This window comes from Streptomyces sp. NPDC007907 (assembly GCF_042959365.1).
Taxonomy (GTDB): domain Bacteria; phylum Actinomycetota; class Actinomycetes; order Streptomycetales; family Streptomycetaceae; genus Streptomyces; species Streptomyces indiaensis.
This window is the reverse complement of sequence record NZ_JBIBKR010000003.1, coordinates 132,451-159,269: the sequence shown is the minus strand read 5'-3', so window position 1 is coordinate 159,269 and position 26,819 is coordinate 132,451. Positions and strand designations below refer to the sequence as shown.

The window sequence follows — 26,819 nt, the reverse complement described above, 5'->3', positions numbered from 1 at the left end:
GCACGCTCCGGTGAGTCGCGCTGCCTGTTCTGTCACTTCCACCCTCGCAGTCGCAGGTACCTGTCTACTGTCCCGTAGAACTTATCGGAAAGTCCAGAGCCGTCACGTGGATGATGCGTACCCGCGGGGATGCCACGCTGGAACCAGCGATGGTGAAGTTCTTCGTGTATGAGGGTGTTGCGCAGTTCGTTTCGACTGGCGAAGGGCTTCCAGCCGATTCGTGTACCCGCGTTCGGCTTGGATATCCCGGTGTTCACCCTAGGGCTGTACTGCGGGTAGTGGGTGAACCTGATGTTGGGGAAGTCCTCCCTGATCGTAATGTCAATGGCGCGGTTTCTTGATCTGGCTGTTTTGCCGGTTACATTGCTTAGATCTGCTACCCATTCATTCCCTGCTCCCCTGTGCTCGACGAGCGATCGACCGGCCCCGAGCTTGCTGCCGATGCCAGCGCCGATCATGCCTGCTGCGCATCCCATGGCAGCCGCCCCGCCGACTTGGCCCCAGTTGACTTTGCGGCCGGACAGGCGCTGGGTGAGCCAGTCGAGTCCGCCGTCGACGACGCCGCCGATGATGCAGCCGGCGATGAGGGGGTTGTTGCCGGAGGGGTCGGTGTAGGTGGTGGGGGAGGACAGGGCGTATTGGTAGAGGTTGGTGCCGCCGGCGTGGCCGATGGGGTCTTGGGAGATGAAGCGGCCGGTCTGGGGGTCGTAGTAGCGGTTGCGGTAGTAGAGCAGGCCGGTGCCGTCGTCTTCGCGGCCGGTGAAGGTGTAGGGGTTTGAGGTGGTGCCGGTGGCGGTGGGGGTGCCGTTCGGGTCGTAGGCGTAGGTGGTGGCGATGGTGCCGTCGGTGTTGGCCAGGCCCACGACGGTGCCGAGGGCGTCGGTGAGGTAGGCCTGGGTCTTGCCGCCTTCGGTGCGGGTGAGGAACTCGTCCAGGCCCGAGGTGGCCACGCTGGCTGCTGTTGTCCCGGTGGCGTTCTGTTCGACCAGTGGGTTGGTGCCGTCGGTCAGGTACTTGCTGGTGGCGGTGCCGGTGGTCCTGGAGATGCGGCCGCCGAGCGGGTCGTAGCCGAACGATGAGGTGGTGCCCGCCTTGGCCAGGCCGGTGAGTTGGCCGCGGGCGTTCCAGGTGTAGGTGCGCAGGCCGTCGTTCTGTAGCTGGCCGACGTCGTCGTAGGTGAAGGTGCGGCCGTTGTAGGTGGTGATGCGGTTGTCCTTGCCGAACTGCGTTCCGCTCTCCGCAGCGGGCAGAGCCACCTTCGTCAGCGAGCCGGTCAGACCTGTCTGCAGGCCGCGGACGTCCCTGGCATACGTCAGATCGCCGACGGTCTTGGTGCCTTGGGCGTAGGCGATGGACTTGATGACGCCGGTGGTGTCGTAGCCGGTGGTGCGGGTGATGCCACCGGGCAGGGAGGCGGTTTTCTCCCGGCCCACGGCGTCCAGGCCGAAGGTGACGTCCTGGGTGCCGGTCTTGACCGATGTGAGGATGCTGGACTTGTCGTAGCCGTAGGTGGTGCTGGTTCCGGCTGCGGTCATCAGTTTGCGGCGGTCGGCGTTGTCGTAGTCGTAAGTGACCTTGCCGGTGGGGCCGGTGGTGGTGGCCAGGCGGTCGTGGACGTCGTAGGTGAAGGCCTGGTTGCCGGCTTTGCTGTCGGTGATCTGCTTGAGCAGGTCACGTGTGTCGTAGTCGTAGGTGACGGTGGACTCGGCCTGGCCGGCGGCGTCGACGCCGTACTTGGTGCTCTTGGGCCGGCCGAGCAGGTCGTACTCGGCGACGGCGGTCTTGCCGGACCTGCTGGTGGCCTTCTTCAGGAACCCGGCCGCGTCGTACTCGAACAGTGCCTGCGCGCCGAGCGGGTCGGTCGCCGTTTTGGGGCGGTCGGCCTGGTCGTAGTCCCACTTGGTGGTGTTCAGGCGGGCGTCGGTCAGGGTGGTGAGGTTGCCGTTCTCGTCGTATCCGAGCGAGGTGGTGTGCCCCAGTGGGTCGGTGATTTCCCTGGGCTGGTTGAGCGCGTCGAACAGGACTGTGGTCTGTGAGCCGGCCTCGTCGGTGAGGGCGCTGACGCGGCCGGCGGCGTCGGTGAACTGCCGGGTGATGCGCCCCTCGGCGTCCTTCACCTGGGCCAGGTCGCCGTGCTGGTAGGTGTATTCGCTGGTCGCGTTCGCATTGTCGGTGACCGTCTTGACCTGGCCACTTGCGTTGAACGTGAAGCCTGTCTTGCGGCCTTCGGGGTCGGTGACCGCTTCAAGATCGCCGGTGGCGTTGTAGCCGAAGACGGTGGCGTTGCCCAGCGGGTCGGCGGCCTGGGTCGGCTGGTCGTAGGGGCCGTCGAAGGTCGTCTTGCCCGTGGAGCGGGCATTGGCGGTGCCGGCCAGCTCGAGCGCCGAGGTGATGTGCCCGTTGGCGTCGTAGGACAGTTCGGTGCGACGGCCGAAGGGATCCACGACGGCGGCGATGCGGTGCTTGGTGCCGCGCTCATACACAGTCTTGCGGGCCAGCGTCGTGCCGTACGCCTGGGTCTCGTTGACGGCGAAGCCGCTGTTGTCGAACTCCACTCTGCGTACCGCGCCGCCCGGCTGGGTGACCTCCGTGGCCGTGATCTGGCCGGCCGGGGTCTGCGTGTAGGCGAAGGAGTATTCCTGTCCCTCGGTCAGCGTCTGCTTCTTGACCCGGCCGTCGGCGTAGTAGGTGTTGGTCAAGTAGACGATGCCGCGGGCGTCCTTGGCGGTCGCGATCCGGTTGGTCGCACCGTCGTAGGTGAACGAACTGGCCTTCCCCGCGGGGTCGGTGACCGTCTTGAGCCGGCCGGCCTCGTCGTAGGTGTAGGAGGTGCTGCGGCCGGTGTTGTCCTGCGCCTTCGTGATCCGTTGGGCGCTGTCGTAGCTGAAGGAGATCCAGCGTCCACCGGGGGCGGTGAGGGAGGTGATGTCGCCCTTGGAGCCATTGGAGCGGGTGATGCGCACCGCGTTGCCGCGCCGGTCGCGGATCTCTTTCAGCGGGCCGTACCAGGGGAAGACGTAGTCGGTGCCAGCCCGCAGCCGTAAGTGCCACCCCCCCGACTCCTGCTTGATCTTGGCGCCGTTCAGGGCGGTGGGGGTGCCTTCGGGTTCGAAGACCGCGTCACCGTAGCTGGTTCCCGGTGAGGTGCGGACGAAGTGGACCTTCTTGCCGCCCGGCAGATACAAGTCCACTTCGGTGTAGAGGCGTTTGGAGTGCAGGTACATGTTGTACGACAGGTCGCGGCCGATACCGAAGGCGCGGGGGCGGGTGTCCCCCTGCCAGTAGGTGCGGGTGACCTCCGCTGAGCCCAGCGGGCCGCTTACGCCCAGGTCGGTGCGGGAGTCGGTGAGCAGGCCGGTCTGCAGGTCGACCGGATCCCCGGAGAGCCAGTCGACGATGTCCGAGATGGCGGAGATATCGAAGGGAATGACGTCGGAGACGCTGAGCATGGCCCCGTGGAAGGCCCACACCCGCGTCTTGTCGTCGGGGACGACCTGCTTGCCGTCGCGGGTGACCGTGCCGTGCCCGTAGGTGTGCCAGCCCTTGCGCTCAGGATCGTAGGCGAGGAAGTCGATCCGGGTGCCGGGGGCTTCGTGCGTGTAGTTCGGGTAGACGATCTGCGCGCCCTTGGGGAACAGATAGGTGCCGCCTGGCTGGACGGTGAAGTAGATCGGCACGACGCTGTTCTTCGGCAGCGGGAACGGGGGCCGGTCGACGGGGATCGCGGTGATGCCCAGCTCGGTGACGGCTTTGCCGTGCTCGTCGCGTACCACCGAGCCCTTGGGGATGCGCACCTCAAGCCCGGGGATCTGCGGGGTGGTCAGGGTGACGTCCGACCGGGTCGGGGCGTCGAAGGTGACGGTGTGCTTGGTGTCCAGCGGCGTCATCCAGACGGGGAAGCCCAGATCGGTGCTGCGGCCCGCTACCGGACGGATCCGGATGTCGTAGCGCCCGTAGCTGCGCTTGCTGGTCTTCGCGCTCGCTCCGTCCACGACCAGGGTGGTGGCCTCGGCGCTGATACCGGACAGCAGGAAGCGTCCCCGGCCGTCGGTCTTCGTGCTCTTCGCCCCGACCCGGACGGTGACCTTGGGCAGCGGCTTGCCGTCCAGCTTCAGCACGTGCCCGGTCAACGCGGTGCTGCCGGGCGGTGCGCGCAGCGCGGGCGGGGCCTTCGGCCCGGCACCCCGCCCGGTGAGCCAGTCCCGGCCCTTGAGATTGTGCGCAGCCGGACGCCAGGCATCGCGGCCCTTCGGCACGATGCCGACTGCCTTCTTCGCCTTGGTTTTCGCCTGCTGCTCGAGCTGGTCACACTTGTCCGCGCGCATCCTGAGCCAGTCCGGCAAGGACAAAGAGAATGTGCGGGCGAGGCGCTCGGCGCGGCACGCGCTCTTCACCGACATCCGTGGCACGTTGCTGGTGAACGCATGTGTCTTCGCTGCCGCGGTCGCCGCTTTGAGGCTCAGGTTGATTGAGCCGGTGGCCGCGTTGGTGGGGTTGAGCCGCACCTTGTAGGTGCCGGCTTCGGCGAGGTCGGTCAAGCCGATCGAGCCGGAAGCGCCGGCCGAGATCAGCCGGGAGCTGACCACCGCGGTGCCCGAGGGGGCCAGCACGTCCGCCCAGAGGCTGTTGGTGAAGGTGTTAGCCGCCACCTCCAGCGATAGGTCATCACCCGCCTTGGCGGTGAACGAGGCATGGACGTTCTGCCCGGCCCGAGCCGCCGTTGCCTTCACTGCCGCACCGCCGCGCGCGAGCACGCCGACGTCGGCCGGCTTGGACAGGGTCAGCGTCACCTTGCCTACGTCCACCCTGCGGTCCGCCACCCGCACCGTGTAGGTGCCGGCCGCCAGCGCCCCGCTGTCCCAGGCGTCGTTACGGCCCGGCGCTGCCGTGATGCTGGAGACTTGTTTACCGTCCGGCCCGGTGATCGTGACGGTTGCGTACGACGGCATCGTCGCCCCCGTCGCGGCAAGGCTGACGAAGTCCCCGGCGTGAGCGGTGAAGGTGGCGATTCCGTCCTGGCCGGGACGGGTGATATTCAGGGTTGGCGACGCACCGGTCGCGCTGAGCGTCCCGCCCTGGACGTAGTGGGAGATGGCGACCTTGACCGTCCCGGTACCGCCGCCGTCGGGGTCGCAGCGCAGCGTGTACTGGCCGCTCTGCGGCAGCGAGTCGATGTCCAGGGAGTTGCTGTCCCCGTTGGGAACGGGCAGATACTCACCTTGCGTACCGTCCGGCCGGTAGACGTAGCAGCGCAGATAGCCGCCCATCGCCGTGGCGTCCACGCCGACGCTCAGCGATTCGCCCTTGGCCGCGGTGAAGGTCCAGTTGCCGTCCTGCCCGATCCGGGGCAGAGCCGTGGACACCGTCGGCCCGTCGAAGGCCACGGCCGCGTTGACCGGCTTGGACAGCATCACCGCCACGGAGCCGGTGTCGGTGGAGCGCGGGTCGATGACGAACTGGTAGGTCCCCGACTCCGGCAGGCCGGTGACCTCCCAGTCGGCCGCCGTGCCGCCGAAGCTGTTGGAGGCGACCGTCGTGCCCTGGGGCGAGACGAGACTGATGGAGGTCTGGGAGGTGAACGAGCCTCCCTGCAGCCCGAACCCGACCGCATCGCCCCGCTCGGCGTCGAACAGGATGCGCGCCTTGTGCTCGGCCGTCACCACCGCCACCTGCGAGGGGTCTGCATCGGTGAACGAGGCCCGCATCGTCGTGTCGTACAGGGCGCCCTCGCCGTCGGCGGTGACGGTGAAGTCGCCCGGCGCCGAAGTTATACCAGTGGGGGTATCGACCTCCACCCGCCCGGTACGGGCATGCGGCGGCACCTCTACGGTCAGCGAGGTAGCGGATGCCTTCTTCACCTCGGCGACTAGGCCGTTGAACCGCACCACGTTGTCGGTGACCGCGGAGGTGAACCCGGCGCCGGACAAGGTGACTTCGCTGCCCGGTGCACCGGAGGCCGGCTCGACCTTCGTCACGCTCGGCCCGGACGGCGCCACGATGAACGCCTCCGGTGCGTCGGCGGACGCACCGCCCGCGCTCACGGTGACGCTCCCGTTGACGGCCCCAGAGGGGACGGTGACGACGAGACGGGTGGCGGATGAGGAGGTGACGGCCGCGGCTTTGCCGCCGATCGTCACGGTGTTGCTGGCGGCGGTGGGGGAGAAGCCGGTACCCGACAGCGTGATCTTCGCTCCGGGGGCCGCCCGGACGGGAACCACCGACAGCACCGACAGCGTGCTGGAGGCGTAGCGGTCGATGCCCAGCCGGTTGCCGGCCGCGTCGTAGCGGTAACGCGCCGTCTGACCGCCCGGATCGGTGACACCGGCTAACCGGCCTGCCGCGTCATAGGCGTAAACGGCGTTGTTCGTCGTGGGCTCGGCGGCGGCAGCCCCCTTCGGCTTCGCTGCTGCGGGCCCGGCCAGAGACCGGTCCCGGTCCTGGCCCGGGGAAGACATCCTGCCCGGCGACGGCGTGGTCTTGGCTGGCGGAGGCTCCGGCGGAAGGGCCTCGGCCGACACCGTCCCCGCGGCCAGCGCAAGGACCAGCACACCGACCGTCACCAGCCGATGCCGACCACGTCTGATCACACCTAAGTGCCCAACCCGCGACCGCATGCGCCCTCCCCAAGGCACTGCACAGGACACCCAGGCCCCGTGAACCCCACCTTCATCGCACGAGCCGTCACACCATAACCACACTGCGTCATGTACGTGACAGGAGAGGCTGCATGTGGCCGGGATTGGGCAGTTACACGTGTCGCACGTCCCGGGCGCGCGGCCATAAGCAGCCCGACGTCAGTCGCGGCCAGTCTCGCTGCGAGTCAGACCCATGCGATCTTGAGCATGGGGCGGCCGCCCCGGGGTGGGCGCAATAGCCTCTTGGGCTTCGACACGGCAGGTACGACCGTGTGGCGGCGCCGTGTTGGTGCAGGAGGGCCGCCGATCAGTGGTCGACGCGCATGGGCGGAGGGACTAGCGGCGGACTGCGGCGCGCCGTACGCAGTTGTTTCCTTGGCCGTGGGCTGCGCCAAGGGGCGCTCGTACTGCAACCACCAGCGATGTCTGGTTTCGCGGGAGAGGACACGGTCGCCGCGTGGGGGTGAGCCAAGGCTGCTGTGGGAGATCGCGAAACCCCTGAGGCCGCCCTCGCGGGTGCGGCCTCAGGGCGGCGGAACGCAGGACCCTGATGAGGTGCTGTTCGCGGCCCTCATCTACATCCTGGTCCGCGGTTGCGCCTGGTGGGCTCTGCCGTCCTGCTCCGACATGTCGGAGCAGGACGGCTCATGGCCGGTCCCTGACATACCGCTGACTGGCAATGCTTAGCTTCGCAGTGGCCCTTCACATCGGTAGTCCGAGGTGCCTGCCTTCCGGTCGGACCAGATCTCCACCTCGCCGAACGAGCAGTTCATGTCAGCGAGGTTGGTCGAGGCCGTGGAGGTGCGGTCGAGCAGGAAGTGATCGACCGTCTCGGACATGTCCCGGAAGACCGTATCCGGGCTGTCGGCATCCTGGAGGCGGGCGGTGACCCGGCCGGTGCAGACGAATCGCCGTATGCCCGGGTCTCCGTTGTCGGTGCAGAGCGGCGTCACCCCGGTCGCCGCAGCGAAGGAGGAGCCTACCGCTGCGGCCGTGGCGTCCCTCAGCCGGTCGTTGGGCTGGTACCGGGTGTTCGGCACGAACAGGTCGTCGACCTCGGCGATGCGGGCGTCCAGGAAGGCGTCGTAGCCCCGCTGGACCGCGGTGTCCCGGCCCAGTTTGTCGCGCCAGGCGTCGAAGGCGGTCGGGTCGTCTGCTCTCAAGTGTTGGTACATCTCCCGCAGCCTGGCAGGCCGTTCGCTCCACAAGTAGGTGAAGAACGTGCCCGCGTAAGCGTAGAAGCGGAAGCCGTCGCCCTCGTAGGTGGCGTGCAGCAGCCGGTCGACATTCATCCGCGGGCGGCCGTTCGCGGTGTCGGCGATGATGCTCCTGACCAGTGACCTGCGTGCGGCGACACCGTCGTCGCGAGTGGCCCCGCCGAAGAACTCAGCCGTCCCCTCGTCCATGGCGGTGGTGCGGTCCCGCTCGTACCAGGGGCCCTCGCCGAAGTAACCGGGCACGGCAAATCGGCCGTTGAGATAGTGCACGTACTCGTGCCGGAACAGTTCCTCCAGGGTGAGCGAGGAGTCCTGCGGGACGCGGCGCTGGTACGTGTAGAAGGTGGCGTTGCGCTCGATGTAGATGCCGCCGTTGTCGGTGCCCATGCCGGTCAGCAGCGGATGGTAGTTCTCGTAGTCCGCGCGGGAGGCATACAGGATGATGACGAGGCTGGTGTTGGTGTCGCCGACGAGCGGCTCCTCGGTGCCCAGCACGCGGTGGAACTGCGCCTTGACCTGCTTGCTCGCATAGTAGAGCTGGTCGACGGCGGCGCGGTCGAGGCCGGTGCGCACCTTGATGGCTTCGTTGTCGTAGCGGTATGTCCGGGGGAAGATCTCCCGTTCGATGTCGTCCTTGCAGACGGCGTAGGGCCTGCACGCTCCGTAGAAGTCCAGCCAGGATGCGAGCCGCGCCCAGGGCGCGCTGCCGCGACCGAAGTTACGGACGACCGGGGTGAGGAGCGCACCGAGGTCCGGCACGATCGCGGGTTTCAGGGGTGCGATCTGCCCGAAGCGGCCGTACTCGGCGAGGGCGTCGCGCGCGACCCACTCGTTGGGCGTGCCCTTGAGGTGGGTGTAGGTGGAGAACGCGCGGAAGGCGTCACGGTAGGGGGCGTTGCGTGCGACGAGCGTGTGGAAGGCGGTGTCGTTGTTGCCCGGGTAGACGCCGAGGTAGTTCACGGAGAGCGCGGCGAGGGCCGCTCCTCCCCAGGACGGGTCCTTGTAGGTGGTGGTGTGGTACTGGTTCATGGTGGCCAGCACCTTGCGTATCAGGCCGAGTTGTGAATGGCGCAGTCCGGTGGCGCTGCCCGCGTAGAGCGTCTCGCGCAGCGACTCGGCGTTGGTGCGCGTCACGTCGAAGGACCGGCGGGCGGTGCCGAAGGCATGGAGGGCGCGGCGCATCGCCTCGGTGGTGGGCGGGTCGGTGAGGTCGATTTCACTGCGGGAGAAGTCGTGGTAGGCCACGGCGTGCAGGTAAGTGAGCATCTCCAGCAGATGACTGCCGTTCCTGCCGTCGTGGGCGGCGGCCAGGGCGGAGATGCGGCGGGAGACGGCTTGGACGTGCACATCGGACATGACCGGCGTCAGACGCGCGTCCCAGGTCCAGAGGAGGTCGCGCAGGCAGCCGTCGGCGGTGACGGCCGGGTCGGCGAGGAAGTCGGCGAACTGCTCAGGTCCGAGGCGGCTGACGTCGTCGAGGGTGCACGCGAGGGCCGTGGAGGGCGTAGCCCTCGCGTCCCCGGCCGTCTTGGGGGTGGTCGGCGTCTGCGGGCCGGGAACGCTGATGCCGGCACCCGTGCCGGGTGCGGGGGCGGGCCGCCGCATGGGCCGCGGTGCGGAGGCGAGACGCTCCACCTCGTCGTGTGGGTGGTCGGCGGCAGGGGCAGCCGCGTCGGTGAGGGTGCGGGACTGGGACGGTATGTGCGCCTCAGCGGTGGACGCGTTGCTGAGGACGGCTCCGAGCAGCGTCACCGAGGTGACTGCGGCGAGGAGGGCTCTATGGACGAAATGACGACTGCCGTTGGATCGCTGGGACACCTGCGGCTCCTGGGTCGGAGGTGGGGGATGGGTCCTTGCAGCGGTGCGGACGGCGAGCGGCAGACACTGACGGGTGCATGCCACTACTGTGTGACGTGCAACATAGTAATGTGACATTGCACTGACAATCCCTCAGTCGGCACGGAATCCGGAGGGCTGCATTCCTGGGGGCACCGGAGGACGCCGACAGGCCGCTGTCGGCCTCGCCCTCCGGTAACAGGGAGAACCCCGTGACCGTGCCGCCGGTGGCCAGCAGCGCCGCCGCCACGCCGGCAGCGTTCCGCCCGCCGCACCAGCGGCCCGCCTCACTTCCGTGGACGGCACTTCCGTGGACGTCGCGTCCGGTCCCGCGTACGAAGGCAGCACCGTCGTCTACCCGACGACGCCCCGGGGCGCACAAGGTCCGCTCCCGTGTACCAGTACGTGTCCCCGCACCGCCGTCCGCCACGGACGCTGGTGCCGAGGCCGACCCGCGAGTACGAAGACCACTGGCGACACCGCGTCAGCCACCCATGCGAACGCGGCGGGCGGGCATGCCGTCACCTGCTCCACGCCCAGCCCGAATAACAGGCCCTCGGCCAGCACCCGTCTGCTCAGTCGGCCCACGCAGACCATGCAGGCTCGAACCGTGCCGGGCCATGCGCTTGCGCCACAGCACCGAGAGGACGCCGTCCCGCATGCCGGTCACGTCATCCCGCAGGACGCAGCGCGGCAGCACGGACGGCGCCCGCACCCCGGCCCGGCAGTCCCCAAGAGCCTTCATCCGCCGCGGCTGGCCCTGTTCCGTTGTCGTGGTCCAGCCAAGCAGGTGGCCGCGGCGACCTCGCACCGCTGGCCTTCCAGCCGGAGCCGCACGACGATCAGGCCGACGAAACCGGCGCTTACCCTTGCTTCAAGCGCGCCCACACACACATCACTTCTCTCGTCGAGCTCTTCCGAGGGGGGTGCCTCGACCGGACCGAGGGCCTCAGACAGATCCGCTCCGGCGGTTCCTGAACCACCACGCGCCAGCGACGAGCACGAGGACGACCGCGCCGATGGCCAGCGGTACGGCCATGGGCATGCCGTCGTCGTTCTTCGAGTTGTCCGCTACCGCCTCCGTGGGCGACTTCTCGGCGGCAGGCTCGTTCGAAGCGGTGCCCGGCGTGGGAGCGGAGGTCGTCGGTTCGTCCGGAGGGCTGGCACTCACCAACTCGGCGCCGGGTGCTGCGGCCTTCAGCTCCAGGCGGGGCGCGGGATGGCCGTGCCCGTGCCCGTCCCCCTCGGCCTCCTCCTCCAGCCCGATCCAGCGGTCGACCTTGCCGTCGCTGTAGGTCTGCAGGGTCTTGAACACCAGCTCCTTCGCGTCGGGCAACTGCCGTACCGTCACGGCGTGCTCGGCGTCCTCACCCACGGCGAGCTTCGGTCCCGACACCGTGTAGCCACGGCCGGTAGGGGCGAACTTCCAGCCCTCGGGGCCTTCCTCATAGGTGACGTCCTGCGGGGTGATGCCCTTGGGCAGGATCACCTCCAGCTTGCTGATCCCGGCCGAGGCGGACTCCGACTCGGCGGAGAAGGTCAGCTCGACGTTCTGGTCGAGGGCCCGGGCGCCCTCCGCTTCGACCTCGGCGTGGGCCGCGGCCGGGACCGCGGTGGCGACAGCGACCGCGAACGCGGCTGCCGAGAGGGCGCCGGTGAGGCGCAGGCTGCGTAGCAGGGTCGGGCAGTGCACGGGGAACTCCCTTGTTTCGATGGTGTGGGGGCTGCGTTCAAACGCTGGGCAGGCCCTGTGGCCGGGCCGAGACACTGAACCGGTCCCGGGCCTGCCTGGAGCAGGCCCGGCCCAGGGCTTTTGATCGTCCGGTCGTACGGCTCAGGCCACGGCACGGCGCACGGCGTCCGTCACCTCGTAGCCCGCTTCGACGATCGCGGCCCGTACGGCGGCGTCGTCGAGCGACCCCCCGTGCACGGTCACCAGGCCGGACGGGACGTCGACATCGGCCTTGATCACGCCGTCTGCTTCCACCACCTCTTCGGTGATGCTCGCCGCGCAGTGGCCGCAGCTCATGCCGGACACGGCGTAGGTCTTCTCAGCCATGGGGGGTGCTCCTGTTCTGTGTTCTTCCAGCGGTTGTGGAGGTCTGGTCCGTCCGCAGCGCGGGGGCGAACCGGGTCGCTGCCGCCCGGACCACGAAGGACCGGGCGGCAGTAGCGTGCGGGTGGTCAGGCAGCGGCGGGCACCGGTGCGCAGCGTTCGGCGTCGTCCAGCCACTCGATCAGCGAGGTGCGGGCGCGGGCGACCCGTGAGCGCACCGTGCCCACCGGGCAGTCGCTGACGTCGGCCGCCTCGGCGTAGGGCAGGCCCACCAGCTGGGTGAGGACGAATGCCTCGCGGCGGTCGTCCGGAAGGGTGTCCAGCAGTTCGGCGAGGGCGATGCCGTCGTCGAAGCCGGGCAAATGGCGCGGCTGAGCGCGTTCGGCGGCCGCCTGCCAGTCGTCGGTGTCCGACAGGCGGGGCCGGGAGGAGGTGTAGCGGATGCTGTCGATCACCGCGCGGCGGGCGATGGACAGCAGCCAGGTGCGGGCCGAGGAGCGGCCTTCGAACCGGTGCAGGCTGCCCAGGGCGCGCAGGAACGTGTCCTGGGTCAGGTCCTCGGCGCTCTGGGGGTCGGCTCCGAGGAACGTCACGTAGCGGCGGACGTCTCGGTGCAGGGCTCGGACGAAGAGGTCGACGGCTTCGGGGTCGCCACTGCGGGCGGCCAGTGCCCAGGCGGTGACCGAATCGTCTCTCGACCCTTGTGTCGATTCATCGCGCGGTGCAGACAGGGTCAGGGCAGGAGTGAGCACCTGGTGTCTCTCATTCGGGAATCCAGGCACCGGTGTGGGCCGCCGCGCGCACAGCAGTGCGCGCGGCACGGCGGAACCGGTGAGTGGGTGATGGGGTGTGCGGCCCTGCACGGGTGTGCGCGGCCGATGCCCGAGGCGCGGGAGCCGACGGCTCGTCGGCTCCGTCCACGGCCTCGGAAAGCCGGCTGTCGTCAGGCGACAGCGGTCCCCATGGGTGGACCCCGAGAAGTGATCGCGTAGGTGAGAAGGAAGTGCCGCGGCTTGCGCTCCGAACCGCCTCGGCGGGCGCGGATGTGCGGCCGGTGCGGCGGCACGGGCAGCCGGAGGATCAGGCGCAGCGGAGCGACGAGCCATCCGGCGAGAGCGCGCAGGATGCGGAACGCGGCCCGCTCGCCGTGGGCGAGCCACAGCCCGCACAGCAGCGCGGCCAGCAGGTGGGCTGCGAGCATGCCGGTCGAGGACATGCCACCCATACCGTGGTCCACGGCATGCGCAGCCCCCATGTGGCCCATCGACCCCATGGAGTGCGTGGCCCCCATCCCGTGATCCATGGAGTCCATGGACATCGGCATGGCGCCGTGCTCCGTGCCCGAGGGCGAACCGCACAGCAGATGGCCCAGCCACTGCTGGACCAGCGACCTGCCGCCGGACGGTTTCGGCTGTACGACTGCCTGAGCGAGCGAGAACGACGTGTGAAGCACGGTTTGGGCGGCGACCGCGACGGAGCCGACCGCAACCGGTCCGCGCTCCCGGCCGGCCAGCAGCCAGGCCGTGCCGCCGGTCGCCGCCGCTCCCGCTGCCATGGCCCACCAGGGAACCGCGGTTCCCGACATCATGACGTGCCCCAGGGAAGCGAGCAGCACGCAGACGGCCGCGAACACAGCGGCCCTGAGCGTGCGAGTACACCCCCCAGCGGTCATAGCGCCTCATCCTCGCAGTCCGGGCCTCACGCGTCACGGGAGGGTACGGAACTGGCCCCGGTGTCCGACTCAATCCAGCCGTAGTGATCCACGCCACAGCGACAGGAGGGAACTCGGGGCCCGGTTCCGCCGACTGCTGCCGTGGGCCCGGAAATGTCTCCGGGGTGGAACGGAGTTGAGGAGGGCGCCGGTGGCGGCGGAGCAGAGCGAGATCCGGACTCCGGTCGACAGCGGCCCCGCGCGGGGGACCACAGCGATGACCGCGTTGCTGACGTGCGCCATGGCCTTCTCGATGATGCAGCTGTTCCTGCTCGGCGCCCTCGGCCCGCGGCTCGTGGACGACCTGGACGTGTCGCCGACCTTACTCGGTTTGACCACGACGGTCGGATTCGGCGCCGCCGCCGTCCTCTCGCCGGTCGGCGGGCGCGTGGTGGACCGGGTCGGCCCGCGCCGCTGCCTGGTCGCGCTGCTGCTGGTGTCGGCGGTGGCCCTGGCTCTGATCGGGGCGGCGCCGGGGGCGGGGTTCCTGCTGGCGGCGGTCGCGCTCGGCGGACTGCCCCAGGCGCTGGCCAACCCGGCAACGAACAAGACGATCCTGGCGGCCGTTCCCGCCGAACACCGCGGCTCGGTGACCGGGATGAAGCAGTCGGGCGTGCAGCTGGGCGCGTTCGCCGCCGGGTTGCCGCTGGCCGCGCTGGCCGGGGTCGTCGGCTGGCGGGGCGCGGTGTGGGCGGCCGCCGCGACGGCCGTGGTGGCCGCGCTCTGGGCGGCACGTACGCTGCCCTGCGATCCGCCCCCGAAGTACGCGCCCGCCTCCTGGATCCCGCGAGGCACCATCGCCTGGCTGGCCGGCTTCTCTCTGCTGCTGGGCTGCGGCATCGCCTCCGTGAACACCTACCTCGCCCTGTACGGCGTGCGTCGGCTCGGCCTCGGCCCCACAGCCGCTGCCGCCCTGGTGGCGGTCCTGGGCGTCGCGGGGATCGCCGGGCGGGTGGGCTGGTCCAAGGTGGCCGGGCAGCCTGGGCGTGCGCTGTGGCTGCCAGGTGGACTGGCGGCCGGAGCGGTGGGGGCGGCGCTGCTGCTCGCGGCCTCGGCGTACGCGCCACCGCTGGCCTGGGTCGCGGCGGTGGCCGTGGGCGTCTTCGCCGTGTCCGCGAACGCGGTGTCCATGGTGCTGGTGATGCAGCGCGCGGCGCCGGGCCGGGCCGGGCAGGACTCGGCGCTGGTCTCGGCCGGATTCTTCGCCGGGTTCGCCATCGGTCCGCCGCTGTTCGGTCTGCTGGCCGCCGCCGGTCACTACGGGGCGGGGTGGCTGCTGGTCGCCGGTGAGTTCGTGGGCGCGGGCGCGGTGGCGATGGTCTGGGCCGTGCGGGAGCGGCGATCGGCCATAGGGCGATGAGTACGGCGGGCGCGGCCGAGGGCCCCGTGGGCTCCACGGACACGACTGCCACCGTCCCCGGCTGGGTCGCCCCGGCGCTGGAGAGCGTTCTGCGCCGGGTCGCTGTCACCCGAACGGAAGTCGCAGACCGCTTCCCGCTGTTCGCGGACCCCGGCACCGGCCGGTGGACGACGACCGGCCGGGGCTCGTGGACCGGTGGCTTCTGGGCAGGACTGCTGTGGCTCCGCGCCCGGCACACGGGGAAGCAGACCGACCGGGAGGCCGCCGTACGGTTCACGGGCCGGCTCACTGACTGGGTGGACGCCGACACCGCCACGCGCGGCCTGATCCTCTGGTACGGCACCGCGCTCGCCGACACACCGGAGGCCGCCGCTCTGCGCGCGCGAGCGGCCCACGCCTGCCGGAACGCCTACGACCCCGGACTCGGCCTGGTTCCCTGGGGCTCGGCGTTCGGCGGTCCCCGACTCCTGGCCCGCGTGGACGGCGTGCCCGGCATGGTCCCGCTGCTGGCTTCGGCCGACCCTCAGGCAGCCCGGTCCCATCTGCGCCGTCACCTTGAACTCTGCGCGCGCGAGGGCCGCTTCTGCTGGTCCTGGCGGTACGAGGCGGCTGTCGGCTGGGTCCCTTGCGACGATCCACCGCCCGGCTGGAGCCGCGGTCGCGCCTGGCTGTGGCTGGCCGTCGCCGATGCCGTCCATCGTCTCGGCACCGGCGATCTCGCTGAGGGCATGAGCCACTCGCCCCGGGAGCAGGCCGTGCCGCCGGCCGATGCGGCACACCCCGAAGGCCCTGTCGACACCTCCGCCGCCGCCGTCACCGCTGTGGCCCTGCTCAAGCTCGGCCACCGCGAGCAGGCCCTCGCACTGCTCGACGAACTGGTCGGCTCCCATGTCACGGCGGACGGCCGTCTCCTGAACGGCTGCTACGACCTCGCCTCCGGGACGGCGAGCCAGCACGAGTTGATCTGGGGTGACTTCTTCCTCGCGTACGCGCTAGCCGCACTCACCGGCCTGGTCGGCCCTCACGACGCCTAGCACCGACGCTATTGGCCTGTGCCCGGCGTGCCGTGGTCGACAGGGCGAACGTGCCTGATGAGGCACCCTAGGTCGTACTCAGGATCCGGCGTGCGACTGACGTGATGTGCAGTTCGTCCGGGCCGTCGAGGATTCGGGCCGCTCTGCCGGTGCGGAACAGGGCAGGCAGAGCGGTGTCCGGGCCGAGGCCCGCGGCTCCGTGCACCTGGATCGCCGCGTCGGCCACCTGCTGAAGGGTGCGGGCGGCGGCCACCTTGGCCAGGCCCACCTCGACGTGGGCGTCGAGTCCCGCGTCCAGGCGGGCCACGGCTTCGTACACGAGCGGGCGGGTTGTCCGCAGGGCGAGCAGCGACTCGAAGACGTGGCGCTGCACGAGCTGGAGGCCGCCGAGCGGGCCGCGGGAGCGGGTACGGGTCACCGCGCGCTCGCGCATCAGGTCGAAGGCCCGCGCAGCCTGCCCCAGCCAGCGCAGGCAGCGCAGGGTCCGGCCGAGCTGGAGCCGCTCGCCCGCGACATCGAGAGCCTTGCCACGCTCGCCGATCAGATGGTCGCCGTCGACCACGACCTCGTCCAGGTCGATCTCCCACTGTCCGCTCGCCCCGAACACCGGCAGTTCCCGCACCACACGGAAGCCGCGTGCGTCCGACGGCACCAGAAGCAACGACAGCCCGTCCCGGTCCGCCGGTTCGCCATCTGTGCGGGCGAGCACCGTGACCAGGTCGGCGTCGGCGGCCCCGCTGATGAACCACTTCCGTCCGCTCACCCGCCAGGTTCCGTCGTCCTTCCCCGGCACGGCCCGGGTGGCCGTGAGGAAGGGATCGGTACCCGGGGTGTCCGGCTCGGTCATCGCGTAGCAGGCCCGCATGTCCCCGGCGACCAGGCGCTCGGCGTACTGTTCACGGACGCCGGGGCTGCCCTGGCGCCACAGCATCAGCGCATCGAGGAGAGGCGCCGAGCCGAGCGCGGCCGGCCCGTGGTCGCTGACTCCCTCGGCCTCGGCGACATGGGCGTACGAGCGCAGCGGCAGCCCCCGTCCGCCGAGTTCCGAGGGAAGCGGCAGCGCCCACAGCCCCTCGGTCTTCGCCTCTGCCTGTAGTTGGCGCAGGGTGGCGGCGGCTTCCGGTCCGCCGGCGTCAAGCACTGGCTCGTGGGGCACCACCCGGTCGCGTACGAACGCTGCGACGCGATCTCTCAACTCCGCTGCTTCCGCAGGGCATTGGGGAGCCCCGGCGATGTCCTCCATGCGGATTTTCCTCACTTTCCTCAGAGATCGCGGGAACCCCGGCCGCCGACCGTCCGACTCCCTCTTCCGTGGAACTGGTCGGGGGCGACCGCCCCCGGGTTCCCGCGCGTCAGGAAAAGGAGAGGCATGGCAACTCCCGCCACATCGGCCGTCGCGCGGACGGCCGGACCGCTCGACGGGCTCCGCTTCGAGGGTTCAGGTCCACCGGCCGCGGCGGACGCGCTGGTCGCGGAGCACCTGCGGTTGCTCGGCGCCCGCCCTGACGGCGGTTCGGGAGGACGGTTCACCGTCACCGGGCGCGACGTGGGCGAGGTCAGCGCCCGCACGACCTGGGGGGAGACCGCGACCGACGAAGCCACCGCCCAGGCGGCCACCGGCATCATGGCGGTGCACGGCCGACGCGACGGTGCCCCGCGCGGCCTCGCCGTCGACTACGCCGCCACCGCCGCCGGCGTACTCGCCGTGCAGGGCCTGCTGGCCGGGTTGCTGGCGCAGGTACGCGGAGACGGGTACATCGCGCAGGTCGAGGTGAGCGCCGAGCGGGCCGGTCTGCTCACGGTCTCCCAGTACCTGGCCGCCGCCGGGGCCGAGGAAGGTGAGGCCGCCGAACTCGCTCCGGGCGGACCGCCGTTCAGGTCCGTCGACGGAACGGTCTTCGAGCTGGAGACGCTCGACCCGGGGGTGTGGGCGGCGTTCTGGCGCACCCTCGGCGCTCCCGAGGAGGCGATACGCCGAGGGTGGCGGCCCTTCCAGTTCCGGTACGCCACCGCCTGCGCGCCCTTCCCACAGGTGCTGCACGAGACAGTGCGGGCGAGCACCTGGGAGCAGCTCCGGCACGCCGCCCGATCGTCCGGCGCTGAAGTGTGCCTGTTGGGGTCTCTGGCCCAGAGAGCGGCCGAGTACGACGGTGCGGCGCCCTGGGAGCTGACCCCGCACGACGCCAGGTACGTCCCGCGCCCCGCCGCCGACGGCGGACCGCTGGCCGGATTCACGGTCCTGGAGGCCGGCCGCCGTATCCAGGCTCCGCTCGCCGCCCACGTCCTGGGCCTGCTGGGGGCGGAGGTGATCCGGATCGAGCCGCCGGGCGGCGACCCGCTGCGCGGGATGCCGCCCGCCTGTTCGGGGATCTCGGCGCGGTGGCTGGCGCTGAACCGGGGCAAGAAAGCCGTCGAGGTGGACATCAAGTCCGCCTCCGACCGGGAGCGGTTGCGCGAGATGGCCGCCGGTGCCGATGTGTTCCTGCACAACTGGGCGCCGGGCAAGGCCACCCAGCTCGGCCTCGACCACGAGCACCTGGCCGCGGCCAACCCCGCCCTCGTCTACGCGTACACCAGTGGCTGGGCCGGGCGACTGACCGATGCCCCCATGGGCACCGACTTCATGGTCCAGGCCCGCACCGGAGTGAGTGAGGCCGTACGGCCCGCCGGCGAACCGCCGGCGCCGTCCCTGATGACGCTGCTCGACGTGCTCGGCGGCCTGCTCGGCGCCGAGGCGATGCTGGCGGGGCTGCTGCTGCGCGAGCGCACCGGCCGCGGGGTGCGCGTGGACTCGTCCCTGCTCGGTGCCGCCGACGTGCTCACCGCCCCCGCCCGGGCGCTGGCCGCGCAGGGCCTTGACCCGCGCCGGCCTGCCGGTTTCCGCCGGCCACTGCGCACCACCGATGGCTGGATCGCCCTCGCCGACCACTGCGCGATCCCGTACGACGTCAGCGACCTGCCCACGGACCGGGCGCTGGAGCGGATGCGCGAGCGCGGTCTGCCCGCCGTCCCGGTCGTCACCGACCTCGCCGATCTCCTCTTCTCCGGCTCGATCAGCCGCGACGCCCACGGCGCCCCCGCCGTCCCGACTCCCTGGAGCTTCGCATGACCGTGGATCTGCACGACCTGCTGCCCGCCGAACTGCGCCGCTCCTGGGCGGTCGACGGCACGTGCCCCGATCTCGACCTGTACGGCCTCTTCCGCGCCCGGCAGATCGCCGACCTGCACCGCACCGCCGTCGTCGATGCCAAGGGGAAACTCTGTTACACCGCTCTGGACCGCAAGGTGCGATGTCTGGCCGCCGGGCTGTCCGGCCTCGGCATACGCGCCGGTGACGTGGTGGGCATACAACTGCCCAACGGCCGGGCCGCCGTCATCGCCGATCTCGCCCTGGCCGCGCTGGGCGCCGTCGCGCTGCCCTTCCCGGTCGGCCGCGGCGAGCGCGAGGCGGCCTCGCTGCTGCGCAGAGCGGAGGCGGTCGCCGTCATCGCCGCCACCGAGCACCGCGGCAACCACCACGCCGCCGACCTGCTCACCCTGGTCAGTGAACTGCCCGCCTTGCGCACGGTGATCGCCGCCGGGCCCGGTACGGTCCCCGACGGCACCGTCGCCTTCACAGCGCTGCTGCGCGAGGACCCGAAGTCCTTCACCGCGGCCCGCCCCGACCCCGACTCCGCCGCCCGCATCCTCGTCTCCTCCGGCTCCGAGGCCGAGCCGAAAATGGTGGCGTACTCGCACAATGCCCTGGCCGGCGGCCGCGGCAACTTCCTCGCCTCCCTCATCCCCGACGACCGGCCGCCGCGCTGCCTCTTCCTCGTCCCGCTCGCCACCGCCTTCGGCAGCAACGGCACCGCCGTCACCCTCGCCCGGCACGGCGGCACGCTCGTCCTGCTCGACCACTTCACCCCCGAGGCGGCCCTGGACGCGCTCGCCGAGCACGAGCCCACGCACGTCCTGGGCGTGCCGACCATGATCCGGATGATGCTGGACCGGATCGCCGAGGGACACCACCCCGCCTTCACGCCGCCGACGGCCGTCATCGTCGGCGGCTCCCCGCTGGACGAGGCCACGGCCGAGGAAGCCCGGCGCGTCTTCGGCTGCCCGGTCGTGAACCTCTACGGCTCCGCGGACGGCGTCAACTGCCACACCGGCCTGGGAGACGAGTCCCTGCGCGGGGAAGGGCCGGGCATCCTCGCGGGCCACCCGGACCCCCGCGTCGCCGACATACGCATCGCCGTCCCCGGCACACCCGGACTCCAGGAGGTACCGAAGGGTTCCGTCGGTGAAATCGTCGCCCGCGGCCCCATGACACCCCTGTGCTACGTCGCCGCCCCCGACCTCGACGCCCGCTACCGCACCGCCGACGGCTGGGTCCGCACCGGCGACCTCGGTCTCATCGAGGAGGACGGGAACCTGCGGATCGTCGGCCGCCTCAAGGACGTCGTCATCCGGGGCGGGGCCAACATCAGCCCGGCCGAGGTGGAGATCGAACTCGCCACGCACCCCCTCGTCCGGGACGTGGTGTGCGTCGGCGTGCCGGATCCGCTGATGGGCGAGCGGCTCGCGGCCTGTGTCGTACCGCGGGCCGAAGCACCCACGCTGGAGGACCTGTGCGCACACTTGGACGCACGTGGCCTGGAGCGGCGCAAACACCCCGAACGTTTGCTTGTGGTCATCGAGTTGCCGCTGACCCCGGCGGGCAAGCCGGACCGGGCACTGCTGCGGGAGCGGTGCATCGCGCAGGAGCCGGAATCCCTCGCCCAGGCCGTCTGACCCGTACGCGAGCGGGGCCGCCGGAAGTCTCCCGGCGGCCCCGCACGCGTATCAGGACGAACCTCTCGTCAAGAGGTCAGGAGGCCATCGCCTTGGTGATCGTGTCCGCCGCGTTCTTGTAGACCGCCAGCAGGTCCAGGTCCTTGCCCGGATAGTTGACGATCTCCACCTGCTTCGCCCCCGAGTCGGGCAGCACCTCGCCAGTCGTCATGTGCACGTTGTCGAAGACGTATGCGGGCTTCTTCTTCGCCAGGTCGGACAGCTGCTTGGCGGTCACGGCCTCGGGTCCGTAGGTGCCGGCCACCTGCGCGCCTGTCATCTTCGCCGACCACAGGGAGAAGACCTGCGCGACGACGGCCGGGGCCTTGCCTCCCGGCCACGCGTCCTTCAGCTCCTTCTGCAGCGTGCCGTACTCACTCTTGAAAGAGGTGTCCCACTTCGCGGCGGCATCCTCGGTGCCGAACAGCTTGCCCAGGCGCGTGACCTGGGCGCTCGCCTTGTCGGCGTCGTTGTCGAGGTTGACCTCGACCAGCTTGGCGCTCGACCCGGCGGCCTCCTTGATCTTCGCCGCGTACGGTTCGAAGGGCGCGTAGAGCACGAAGTCGGCGCCCGCAACCGCCGCGAGGTCGGACGGCTTGGGGTCGTAGTCCGGGGCGTGCTGCGCGGACGACGGGACGATGACCTTCACGTCCTTCGCGCCGGCGGCCTTGGCGAAGGCGCCCTCCCAGGTGGTGGTGGCCACGACGACGGGCGCGTCGTCGCTCTTGCTCCCCTTCGTACCGGGGCTGTCGGCGCTGTCGACCTTGTCGGAGCCGCAGGCGGTGGCGGTCAGGACGAGCGCTGTGCTCAGGCTCAGTGCGAGGACGGAAGGGACACGGGCGATGCGGACGCGGATGCGCGCCATGAGCTGATTCTCCGTTCGGGAATGAGATGGACGGCCAGAACCACAACGCCGGCCGTCAGGACGAGCACGGGCCCGGGCGGCCAGTCGAGCTTCAGCGCGACGAGGAACCCGGTGAGGTTCACGACGACGCCGATGCCGACCGCCCAGCCGGTGATGGACTTCAAGGAAGTGCCCAGTCGCCGCGCGGCCAGCGCGGGCAGCAGGGTCAGCGCGTCGACGAGCAGCGCGCCGGTCAGTTTGATGGCCCCGGCCACGGACACCGCGACCAGGACGAGGAGCACGAGGGTGAGCAGGTCGACGCGTACCCCGGCTGAGAGGGCGAGTTCACGGTCGTAGAGCAGGAGGGCGAGTTCGCGGCGGCGCCACCAGAACAGGGCCGGTACGACGACGGCGAGCACGCCCAGCAGCCACAGGTCCGCCGTGCCCACGGACAGGATCGATCCCCACAGCAGTGCGAACGCACCCTGCGCGTTGACTCCGGATACGGCCAGGACCAGCAGCGCGGCGGCGATCGCCAGACTCATCAACAAACCCATCGCACCGGACAGGCCGTCCGGCGTGCGGGCGAGCGGGGCGACCCCGGCCCCGGCGAGGGCGCAGGCGACGAGCGCGCACAGCATGGGATCCAGCCCGGTCAGCAGCCCGACCGCGATGCCCAGCAGGGCGACGTGCATCATCGCGAACCGGACCGGCATGATGTCCAGCCCGACGATCACGACACCGATCACGGGCAGTCCGACAGCCGCCAGCAGCAAAGCACCACCCGCCCGTTGGACGGGTGCGAGCTGGAGAAGCAGCCCCAGGTCGGCGGCGGCGAGGCTGTTCACCGGACCTCCCTCAACCGGCCGGCGGCCATCTCCAGCACCCGGTCGCAGCGCTCGGCCAGCGCCCGGTCGTGCGTGACGACGACGACGGTCACCGGCAGGGACAGCAGGACGTCGGCCGCCTCCTCCTGCCCGGCGAAATCAAGCGCGGCGGTGGGCTCGTCGGCCAGCAGCACCCCCGCTCCGGCGGCCACACAACCCACCGCACGGGCCAGATACATACGCTGCAACTGCCCTCCGGACAGCGTGTGCAGCGGCCGTCCGGTCAACGCCCCGACGCCCAGCTTCTCCGCCGCCTCCACGGCTTGCGCCTGTACTCCGCTGCTGGCCAGTAACTCGTCTGCCAGCAGAGGGAATCGGCCCACCGCGGGCTTCTGCGGAATCCAGGCACACGCCCGGCGCCGCCACGCCCACTCGGCCGCCGACCTCGTGCCCCGGCCCCCGACCAGGACCTGTCCGCCGGCCTGGCGGTGCAGGCCCAGCACCGCACGGATCAGCGTGGTCTTGCCCGACCCGTTCGTACCGGTCAGCGCGACCCGCTCACCCGCCTCGATGTCGAGATCCACACCGCTCACGGCCTCGACGCGGCCGTGCCGGCAGGTGACTTCACGCATCCGCACATCCAGACCGTCCATCCCACCTCCTGCTCGCTCCCCGAAAGGAGTCGGGGGAGGAGGCCCGCGAGTTCCCGGCGAACAGGCGAATTCGCGAAGCCGTGCGGCACGTCTCGCCACCGTGACCCGCACGGCGGTCGACGGCGCACGGCGGCGAGCCCGCGGGCCGTCGAAGTGGACGTCGCAGCCACCGGACTCGGTACCCAACGCCGTGAGCGGGCAGCCCACCCTTCACAGGTCGTTCGGCGATGGCTATCGGTTCCCGCCAACTCGCATGGTTTTCCTCATGCGTTGGTGCGGTTTCGTCTTGGTCGCGCGCCGGGCATCGTTGAAGTGCCGGACCGTCCGGCGCGCGGCAGTGACGAGGTGGCACCCATGGCGGATGCGAATCCGGACCCGATCGCAACCTTCTGCGGGAACTGCAACTGCGGTTGTCCCCAGCTCTTCCTGGACTCGGACGCGTCCGAGGACAAGCGGGTGCGCATCACCGACGACTTCGGGCAGCAGGTGCAGATGAGCGAGGAGCAGTTCGCCGACCTCGTTGCCCAGGCCAAGGCCGGCGCCCTGGACCGGCTGACCGTGGCGTCGGCCTGACGCCGGTCTGTCCGCCGAGGACACTCTGCTGCTCGACTCTTGCTGTCAGTTGAGTGAGGGCGCCCTCCCCGTGGGCGCTCGTCGACAGTGCGTCCCTGGGGTGGCTACGCGCCGTCCTGGCCCGGGCGGACCACCACGGCAAGGTTCTTCACAGCCCCGCTGCGTTCGAAGTGCAGCGTGAACGCGATGAGATCACCTGCCCGCCACTTCCCCTTCACCGGCACGATCACGTCGAGGCCGGACGGGGACATGGCGAGGCTGTCGCCGACCGGGACGGGCACCGACGTCACCGTCTGCCTGGATGCTGTGTTGGCGGTGACCATACGGTGGTGGCTGAGCGTGGTGGCACCGCCGGCTTCGGCGGAGGTCACTTTCAGCAGCCGGTCCTGCGAGCCTCCGCTGTTGGTGATCCGGAAGAATGCCGCTGTCTCCGTGCTGTCGCCCGTGGGCAGGAAGAGCCGTCCCTCAGTGACCGTGATCCGGGCCGGGCTGCCCGCGTTGCCATAGGCGGTCCACACGCTCAAGCCGCCGAGGGCGAGCCCCCAGGCGGCGACGGGCGCGAGCGCGGCGAGCACGGTGTCGGTGAGCCGGTGGCGGGTCGGCCGCCAGAGGTTCCGGTCGGTCATCGGATACGCCTCCGGATCGCGGGCGCGGGCTGCCAGGCGCGCAGCCGCAGGCTGTTGCCGACCACCAGCAGCGAACTGAGCGACATCGCCGCCGCGGCGATCATCGGGCTGAGCAGACCGACCATGGCGAGCGGCACGGTCACCACGTTGTAGCCGAAGGCCCACACCAGGTTGGCGCGGATGGTGCCCAGCGTGCGCCGGGCCAGCCGTACGGCGTCCGCCAGGGCCTCGATGTCGCCGCGCACGAGCGTCACGTCGGCCGCCCCGATGGCGACGTCGGTACCGGTGCCCATGGCGATGCCGAGGTCCGCGCCGGCCAGCGCGGCGGCGTCGTTCACACCGTCGCCGACGACCGCGACCCGGTGCCCCTGCTCCCGCAGGTCCCGCACGAGACCGGCCTTGTCCTCGGGGGCGCAGCGGGCGCGTACTTCGTCGATGCCCAGGGCTTTGCCGACGGCCTGGGCAGGTGCCTCCTGGTCGCCGGTGGCGAGCACGGGCTTCACGCCGAGGCGCCGCAGCCGGTCCACAGCCCGGTAGCTGCCGGGCCGTACGACATCCCCGACCTCGATCAGTGCCTCGTTCACGCCGTCCACGCGGACGAGCACAGGCGTGTGTGCGGCGGCTTCGGCGGCCGCCACCGCCTCCGCCAGAGCGGCGGGCAACTCCTCGTCCGGGGCGAGCACTTCGACCAGCCGTCCCTCGACGCGACCGTGCACTCCCCGCCCCGGCACTGCGGTGAACCCACTCACCTCCGGCAACGGCCGCTCGGGCAGAGCCCGGCGGGCGTACGCGGTGATCGCCCGCCCCAACGGGTGCTCCGAGCCCTGCTCGACCGCCCCCGCCAGCTTGAGCACCGCGTCCCTGCCCACGCCCTCGGGAACGGCCGTGACCCGGGCGACACTCATGTGCCCCGAAGTGAGCGTGCCCGTCTTGTCCAGTACGACTGTGTCCAGGTGCTGAAGCCCCTCCAACGCCTGCGGACCGCTGACCAGGACGCCCAGCTGGGCCCCGCGTCCGGTGGCGGCCATCAGCGCGGTCGGCGTGGCCAGTCCCAGCGCACACGGACAGGCCACGACCAGGACGGCCACGCACGCGGTGACGGCGGCCTGCGGGTCGGCCCCGGCGCCGAGCCAGAACCCGAGCACGGTGGCGGCCAGCGCGAGGACGACCGGAACGAAGACACCGGCGACCGAGTCGGCCAGCCGCTGCGCCCTCGCCTTGCCGGCCTGCGCCTCGGTCACCAGCCGGGTGATCCGGGCAAGCCGCGTGTCCGCCCCGACGGCGCCGGCCCGTACGAGCAGCAGCCCTCCGGCGTTGACGGCGCCCCCGACGACCCCTGAGCCCGGACTGACCTCGACCGGTTCACTCTCCCCCGTGACCAGGGACAGATCCACGGCCGAACTGCCCTCTACCACTTGCCCGTCGGTGGCCACCCGCTCCCCGGGACGTACGACGAAGACCTGCCCGACACCCAACTCCTCAACGGGGAGAAGACGTTCGGAGCCATCACCTTCGCGGACCGACACCTCCTTGGTCGCGAGATCGGCCAGCGACCGCAGTGCCGCCCCGGTCCCGCGCCGGGCCCGTGCCTCCAGGAACCGCCCCGCGAGAACGAACAGCGGCACGGCGACGGCCGCTTCGAGGTAAACGTGCGCGACGCCTTGCGAAGCCGAGGGCACCAGGCTGAACGGCATGCGCATGCCGGGATCACCGGCGCCGCCGAGGAAGAGCGCGTAGGAGGACCAGGCGAAGGAGGCGATCACGCCGAGCGACACCAGGGTGTCCATGGTCGCCGCCGAGTGCCGCAACCCCCGCACCGCCCGCGCGTGGAACGGCCACGCGCCCCACACGGCCACCGGCGCGGCGAGCACGAAGCACAGCCACTGCCAGTTGCGGAACTGCAGCGCGGGCACCATCGACAGGACCAGAACGGGCAGTGCGAGCAGGGCCGTGATCAGCAGACGGTCACGCTCCTGCCGGGCCTCCTCGGAGTCCGGCTCCCCGTTCTCCTCCTCCCGCTGCCGCATCCTCGGCGGTTGGGGCAGAGCGGCCGTGTAGCCGGCCTTCTCGACCGTCGCGACGAGTTCCTCGGGGCTGATCTCCACCGGATGGCTCACCCGGGCCCGCCCGGTCGCCAGATTGACGCTCGCCGTGACCCCGTCCAGTTTGCCGAGCTTCCTCTCGACGCGTGTCACGCAGGCCGCACAGGTCATGCCGCCGACGGTCAGATCGGTCGTCACCAGGGCGACCACCGGTTCCGCACCCATCAGTGGCCTCCCCCGTGCGTGTCCATGTCCCCGCTGCCGCCAGTGCCGCCGGTGTTATTGCCGGACGTGCCGTGCATGCCGGGCGCGACCGGCCCAGCGGCGGACCCCACGGCGTACGACGCCGCGAACACCAGTGCCAGCAGCAGGAGGAAGCCGCAGAGCGCGGGCGGGGGCATGAGCTTGCGCAGCACCACACCCGCGCCGGTGGGAGGTTGCCTGGACTCGTCCATCACCGGGTCTCCAGATCGCGTCGTACGGCGCCCGTCGAGCCGTACCGATGAAGGAGTCGGAACGGGCGAGAACCGAGTTCCGAAGCGGATGTATGTCGTACGCCACACGCAATACGGCCGCGTGCCGGTGGACCGCTG

At 70.8% G+C, this 26,819-nt stretch carries 18 protein-coding genes and 1 pseudogene; 6 read left to right on the top strand and 13 right to left on the bottom strand.

The genetic code is table 11. The features are described from left to right. Positions 1-32 precede the first annotated feature (32 nt). Positions 33-6,560 (bottom strand): RHS repeat-associated core domain-containing protein, encoded by a 6,528-nt coding sequence (locus ACFZDI_RS12025; protein WP_391249806.1) that lies wholly within the window; start codon positions 6,558-6,560, stop codon positions 33-35. 501 nt (positions 6,561-7,061) lie between these two features. Between ACFZDI_RS12025 and ACFZDI_RS12020 the strand changes: the two are divergent. Continuing rightward, positions 7,062-7,271 (top strand): annotated as a pseudogene (locus ACFZDI_RS12020) (hypothetical protein); the annotation flags it as partial. Positions 7,272-7,318: 47 nt separating this feature from the next. Here the strand turns inward: ACFZDI_RS12020 and ACFZDI_RS12015 are convergent. From ACFZDI_RS12015 to ACFZDI_RS11995, 5 genes are all read right to left on the bottom strand, one after another. Continuing rightward, the gene (locus tag ACFZDI_RS12015) at positions 7,319-9,670 is read right to left on the bottom strand and encodes a collagenase (RefSeq protein ID WP_391249804.1); all 2,352 of its coding nucleotides are present in this window, start codon (positions 9,668-9,670) and stop codon (positions 7,319-7,321) included. 967 nt (positions 9,671-10,637) lie between these two features. After that, entirely contained in the window at positions 10,638-11,381 is a 744-nt protein-coding gene (locus tag ACFZDI_RS12010; RefSeq protein ID WP_234845959.1) for a DUF1775 domain-containing protein, read from the bottom strand. A gap of 141 nt (positions 11,382-11,522) precedes the next feature. Beyond that, entirely contained in the window at positions 11,523-11,747 is a 225-nt protein-coding gene (locus tag ACFZDI_RS12005; protein WP_391249801.1) for a cation transporter, read from the bottom strand. Between the two features lie 125 nt (positions 11,748-11,872). Next, positions 11,873-12,496 carry a sigma-70 family RNA polymerase sigma factor gene (locus ACFZDI_RS12000; protein ID WP_234845956.1) on the bottom strand — a complete coding sequence of 208 codons (624 nt, stop codon included), beginning with the start codon at positions 12,494-12,496 and terminating at the stop codon, positions 11,873-11,875. A 191-nt stretch (positions 12,497-12,687) separates the two neighbouring features. Further along, on the bottom strand, positions 12,688-13,416 hold the full coding sequence (locus tag ACFZDI_RS11995; RefSeq protein ID WP_234845955.1) for a hypothetical protein: 729 nt from the start codon (positions 13,414-13,416) through the stop codon (positions 12,688-12,690). Between the two features lie 190 nt (positions 13,417-13,606). On the opposite strand from ACFZDI_RS11995, the gene ACFZDI_RS11990 reads away from it, so the two are divergent. Then, positions 13,607-14,815, top strand: a complete 1,209-nt coding sequence (locus tag ACFZDI_RS11990) for an MFS transporter (protein ID WP_391249798.1) — start codon at positions 13,607-13,609, stop codon at positions 14,813-14,815. Beyond that, positions 14,812-15,849: a sugar ABC transporter permease gene (locus ACFZDI_RS11985; protein WP_391249796.1), complete on the top strand. Its 1,038-nt coding sequence runs from the start codon at positions 14,812-14,814 to the stop codon at positions 15,847-15,849. Before ACFZDI_RS11990 ends, ACFZDI_RS11985 begins: the two co-directional genes overlap by 4 nt. A gap of 67 nt (positions 15,850-15,916) precedes the next feature. On the opposite strand, the gene ACFZDI_RS11980 is transcribed toward ACFZDI_RS11985, so the two are convergent. Beyond that, complete coding sequence (locus tag ACFZDI_RS11980; protein WP_391249794.1) at positions 15,917-17,092, bottom strand: acyl-CoA dehydrogenase family protein; 1,176 nt, start codon at positions 17,090-17,092, stop codon at positions 15,917-15,919. 126 nt (positions 17,093-17,218) lie between these two features. On the opposite strand from ACFZDI_RS11980, the gene ACFZDI_RS11975 reads away from it, so the two are divergent. Both ACFZDI_RS11975 and ACFZDI_RS11970 read left to right on the top strand, forming a co-directional pair. Continuing rightward, a complete protein-coding gene (locus ACFZDI_RS11975) occupies positions 17,219-18,958 on the top strand; it encodes a CoA transferase (protein ID WP_391249792.1) in 1,740 nt (579 codons plus the stop codon). Beyond that, positions 18,955-20,622, top strand: coding sequence for an AMP-binding protein (locus tag ACFZDI_RS11970; RefSeq protein ID WP_391249790.1), 1,668 nt, complete (start codon positions 18,955-18,957; stop codon positions 20,620-20,622). Before ACFZDI_RS11975 ends, ACFZDI_RS11970 begins: the two co-directional genes overlap by 4 nt. A 76-nt stretch (positions 20,623-20,698) precedes the next feature. On the opposite strand, the gene ACFZDI_RS11965 is transcribed toward ACFZDI_RS11970, so the two are convergent. From ACFZDI_RS11965 to ACFZDI_RS11955, 3 genes are read right to left on the bottom strand one after another with little or no spacing between them, the layout of a single operon-like run. After that, positions 20,699-21,526 carry a metal ABC transporter solute-binding protein, Zn/Mn family gene (locus tag ACFZDI_RS11965; RefSeq protein ID WP_391249788.1) on the bottom strand — a complete coding sequence of 276 codons (828 nt, stop codon included), beginning with the start codon at positions 21,524-21,526 and terminating at the stop codon, positions 20,699-20,701. Then, on the bottom strand, positions 21,475-22,353 hold the full coding sequence (locus tag ACFZDI_RS11960) for a metal ABC transporter permease (RefSeq protein ID WP_391249786.1): 879 nt from the start codon (positions 22,351-22,353) through the stop codon (positions 21,475-21,477). The genes ACFZDI_RS11965 and ACFZDI_RS11960 overlap by 52 nt, the downstream gene beginning before the upstream one ends. Further along, positions 22,350-22,985 carry a metal ABC transporter ATP-binding protein gene (locus ACFZDI_RS11955; RefSeq protein WP_234849683.1) on the bottom strand — a complete coding sequence of 212 codons (636 nt, stop codon included), beginning with the start codon at positions 22,983-22,985 and terminating at the stop codon, positions 22,350-22,352. Before ACFZDI_RS11955 ends, ACFZDI_RS11960 begins: the two co-directional genes overlap by 4 nt. Positions 22,986-23,339: 354 nt before the next feature. On the opposite strand from ACFZDI_RS11955, the gene ACFZDI_RS11950 reads away from it, so the two are divergent. Then, positions 23,340-23,558 carry a hypothetical protein gene (locus tag ACFZDI_RS11950; protein WP_391249783.1) on the top strand — a complete coding sequence of 73 codons (219 nt, stop codon included), beginning with the start codon at positions 23,340-23,342 and terminating at the stop codon, positions 23,556-23,558. Between the two features lie 104 nt (positions 23,559-23,662). Here ACFZDI_RS11950 and ACFZDI_RS11945 read toward each other — a convergent pair whose 3' ends face one another. Genes ACFZDI_RS11945 through ACFZDI_RS11935 form a run of 3 tightly spaced genes read right to left on the bottom strand, consistent with a single transcriptional unit; the run spans position 23,663 to position 26,681 of the window. Beyond that, a complete protein-coding gene (locus ACFZDI_RS11945) occupies positions 23,663-24,184 on the bottom strand; it encodes a copper chaperone PCu(A)C (RefSeq protein ID WP_391249781.1) in 522 nt (173 codons plus the stop codon). Next, on the bottom strand, positions 24,181-26,451 hold the full coding sequence (locus ACFZDI_RS11940) for a heavy metal translocating P-type ATPase (protein ID WP_391249779.1): 2,271 nt from the start codon (positions 26,449-26,451) through the stop codon (positions 24,181-24,183). The genes ACFZDI_RS11945 and ACFZDI_RS11940 overlap by 4 nt, the downstream gene beginning before the upstream one ends. Continuing rightward, positions 26,451-26,681, bottom strand: coding sequence for a hypothetical protein (locus ACFZDI_RS11935; RefSeq protein ID WP_234849687.1), 231 nt, complete (start codon positions 26,679-26,681; stop codon positions 26,451-26,453). Before ACFZDI_RS11935 ends, ACFZDI_RS11940 begins: the two co-directional genes overlap by 1 nt. Positions 26,682-26,819 lie beyond the last annotated feature (138 nt).

Coding starts and splice junctions, on each gene's coding strand:
- ACFZDI_RS12005 (WP_391249801.1), bottom strand. CDS start 11,747: ATGGCTGAGAAGACCTACGCCGTGTCCGGCATGAGCTGCGGCCACTGC.
- ACFZDI_RS11995 (WP_234845955.1), bottom strand. CDS start 13,416: ATGACCGCTGGGGGGTGTACTCGCACGCTCAGGGCCGCTGTGTTCGCG.
- ACFZDI_RS11985 (WP_391249796.1), top strand. CDS start 14,812: ATGAGTACGGCGGGCGCGGCCGAGGGCCCCGTGGGCTCCACGGACACG.
- ACFZDI_RS11980 (WP_391249794.1), bottom strand. CDS start 17,092: ATGGAGGACATCGCCGGGGCTCCCCAATGCCCTGCGGAAGCAGCGGAG.
- ACFZDI_RS11975 (WP_391249792.1), top strand. CDS start 17,219: ATGGCAACTCCCGCCACATCGGCCGTCGCGCGGACGGCCGGACCGCTC.
- ACFZDI_RS11970 (WP_391249790.1), top strand. CDS start 18,955: ATGACCGTGGATCTGCACGACCTGCTGCCCGCCGAACTGCGCCGCTCC.
- ACFZDI_RS11965 (WP_391249788.1), bottom strand. CDS start 21,526: ATGGCGCGCATCCGCGTCCGCATCGCCCGTGTCCCTTCCGTCCTCGCA.
- ACFZDI_RS11955 (WP_234849683.1), bottom strand. CDS start 22,985: ATGGACGGTCTGGATGTGCGGATGCGTGAAGTCACCTGCCGGCACGGC.
- ACFZDI_RS11950 (WP_391249783.1), top strand. CDS start 23,340: ATGGCGGATGCGAATCCGGACCCGATCGCAACCTTCTGCGGGAACTGC.
- ACFZDI_RS11945 (WP_391249781.1), bottom strand. CDS start 24,184: ATGACCGACCGGAACCTCTGGCGGCCGACCCGCCACCGGCTCACCGAC.
- ACFZDI_RS11940 (WP_391249779.1), bottom strand. CDS start 26,451: ATGGGTGCGGAACCGGTGGTCGCCCTGGTGACGACCGATCTGACCGTC.
- ACFZDI_RS11935 (WP_234849687.1), bottom strand. CDS start 26,681: ATGGACGAGTCCAGGCAACCTCCCACCGGCGCGGGTGTGGTGCTGCGC.